Below are 2,872 nucleotides of genomic sequence, written 5' to 3'. Positions count from 1 at the left end.
CCCTTCGGGCGCGGATGCCGCTTCCAGGACCGCGTAGCCGCTGTCCCGCAGATAGTCGCCCACGGTCAGACGCATCAGCTGTTCGTCGTCAATGTGCAGAATCGTGGGCCGGGATGTGTGGAGTGCTTGGTTCATGGAGGGTTTATCCAAAGCGCTTCTATCAAGACGCGTACCAGCACTGTTTGGATTTATTTTGTTTTTATATTGGGTGGTTGCGGATTTTTGAGAGCAGGGAGAGACGAGACGGGATCAATCAACGTTGATGTGGCGGCCACGCTCCGGCGTCTGGGGGGCGCGTACCGGGTGCGCAGCCGGATATCAATTTTTTGGAATGCATCAACCTTTGTTTATGTGTTGGTGCTCCCGCCGCGTTTCAGACGGGCACAAAGGGCCTGTGGGGAGATGCCGAGCAGGGCCGCGGCCTGGCGCTGGTTGCCGCCCACGCGTTTCAGGGCCTCGGCCACCAGGGCGCGGTCGGCGTCGTGCAGTGTCGGCAGCACGGGCCAGTCTCCAAAGGACAGGTCCGGCCGCGTTTCCGCGGGGCCGGGCCGGGGCAGACTGAGACGGGCGGCGATGTCGTCCAGGTCCAACGAGCCCTGGCTCCTGCCCACGGCGTCGAAGATCAGGGCGCGGAGTTCGCGGGCGTTGCCGGGAAAGGGATGGCGGCGCAGCAGGGGGATCAGTTCCGGCGGTGCGGACACCGGGCGTCCAAAGGCCTGGGCGGCTAGAGCCAGAAAATGTTCGCTCAGGGGCGCGATGTCCTCGGGACGCTCGCGCAGGGGCGGAATGGTCAGGGCGTGGGTCGTGACGCGGAAGAAAAAGTCCGCCCGGAAGCGCTGCCCGTCGCTCAAATCCGCCAGGGAACGATTGGTGGCCGTGATGATCCGGGCGGTCATGGGCTTGGGTTTGTCCGACCCCAGGGGGTGGAATTCGCGTTCCTGCAGGACGCGGAGCAGTTTGATCTGGGGCTGGACAGGCAGGTCGCCGATTTCGTCCAAAAACAGGGTGCCGCCGGCGGCCCGCTCCATGAGGCCGCCGCGCGGTCTGTCCGCGCCGGTGAACGCGCCCCGGACATGGCCGAAGAGCGTGTCCGCGAAGGTCTGCTCTTCAAGGCCAGCCACGTTCACGGCCACGAATTCGCCGTCCCGGCCGCTGATTTTGTGGATGGCCCCGGCCAGAACCTCCTTGCCCACGCCGGTTTCCCCGGTGATGAGCACGGGCTCCGGGCTGGGGGCGATGGCCTGGCAATACTGGAAGATCCGGAGCATGGCCGGGCTGATGGAGATGAAGTCGTTGAAGGCCGTGGGTTTGGGCGGCGCGGGTTTGAGGAATTCCGCCGAAAGTCGTCGGCGTTCGCGGCGCACGGCAGCCACATCGACGGCCTTGGTCAGGGCGGAAACAATGCGCTCGGCATCGGCGGGTTTGCGGATGTAGTCAAAAGCGCCGTGGCGCATACAGGCCACGGCCAGATCCAGATCGTCCACGCCGGTGACCATGATGACCGGCAGGTCCGGCCGCAGGCTGAGCAGCTCCTGGAGAATTTCGTTCCCCTTGCGGCCCGGCATGAGCACATCCAGGAGCACGGCCTCGATATCCGTTTCCCTGGCGGTTGCCAGGGCGGACTCCGCGTCGGCCTGACAGATGATGTTGGTGATGCCGGCCAGGTTCAGGGTGATGCGCAGGGTGGTCAGGATGCTGGCGTCGTCGTCCACCAGCAGCACGGGGCGGGGCGGGTAGACGCGGCTGCTCACGACGGCCGCTCCATGGCCGGTAGCGTCACGCGGGCCACGGTGCCGCCGTGGGGTGCTGCCTCGAAACCGAGTTCTCCTCCGTGGGCGGCGACAATGGTCCGGCTGATGGCCAGGCCCAGACCCAGGCCGCCCTGGTCGCGTTTGGTGGTGAAAAAGGGATCGAAGACATGGTGCAACGCGTCCGGCGACATGCCCTGGCCTTCATCGCGCACGGTGAGTTCCACGCGTTTCGCGTCGCGGCGGCCAAGGCGGATGAAAATCCCCCTATCCTTGCCGGGCAGGGCTTCGGCCGCGTTCATGAGCAGGTTGATCACGACTTGCTCCAGGCGTTGATGGTTGCCGCGTACTGTCGGCAGATCCTTGTCCACGTCCACTTTAAGGCGGTTCGTGGTGTTTTTGAGGGTGTTGGCCGTAAGTTCCAGGGCGTCGTGCAGAACGGCGCCCATATCCACGGCCTGTTCCGTCGCGATATCGTCCGGTCGGGCGAAATCCTTCATGTGCCGGACAATGTCGCGGATGCGGTCCGAGGCCTTGAGCATTCCTTGGAGCAGTCCGGGAACCTCGCCGAGCACGCGCGCCAGCTCGGGATCGTTGTCCGGCCCGTCGTGCATGTGTCGATGTTCATGGGCCAGTTCCCAGATCTGCCGCACGGCCTGGGCGTTGAGACGGATGAGATGGTTCGGGTTGTTGATTTCGTGGGCCACGCCGGCGGCCAGGATGCCCAGGGAGATCATCTTATCGGCCTGGATCATGCGTTCCTGCTGGACGTGTTCCTGCTTCTGGACCTCCAGGCGTTTTGTCCAGTCCTCGGTGATGCCCGCGAGGAGGGTGCACTGCCCGGCGTCGTCCCGGATGGGAAAAATCTTGGTATGCAGGGTGCGCCTGGTTCCGTCCGCATGGAAGAAAACGAACGTGTCCTCGGACGCGGTACTTGCGGAGGGGCGCTGGAAGGAGGTGCTGATCCGCTTGCGGTCGTCCGGATGGATGCGGGCCATGAACCCTTTGAAATCGCTTTGCACGGCCTGCGGCGGCAGACCGAAAATCCGCGTGCTGGCCGCGCTGACAAAGAGAACCTGGGGCGGGTCGATTTGGTGCAGCCAGAACACTTCCGGAATGTTGTC

Annotated in this window: 3 protein-coding genes; all 3 read right to left on the bottom strand. The window is 64.4% G+C overall.

Going from position 1 to position 2,872, the window contains the following annotated elements:
* On the bottom strand, nt 1-135 hold a 135-nt coding region (locus EOL86_13400), incomplete at its 3' end, for a response regulator (GenBank protein NCD26571.1).
* Between the two features lie 212 nt (nt 136-347).
* A complete protein-coding gene (locus tag EOL86_13395; protein NCD26570.1) occupies nt 348-1,751 on the bottom strand; it encodes a sigma-54-dependent Fis family transcriptional regulator in 1,404 nt (467 codons plus the stop codon).
* Nucleotides 1,748-2,872: PAS domain-containing sensor histidine kinase (locus EOL86_13390; GenBank protein ID NCD26569.1), on the bottom strand; the 1,125-nt coding region annotated here is incomplete at its 5' end. The genes EOL86_13390 and EOL86_13395, both read right to left, overlap by 4 nt.

This window comes from Deltaproteobacteria bacterium (assembly GCA_009930495.1).
Classification (GTDB): domain Bacteria; phylum Desulfobacterota; class Desulfovibrionia; order Desulfovibrionales; family Desulfomicrobiaceae; genus Desulfomicrobium.
Note: the sequence above shows the minus strand (reverse complement) of the source record. Positions and strands in the feature narration are given on the sequence as shown.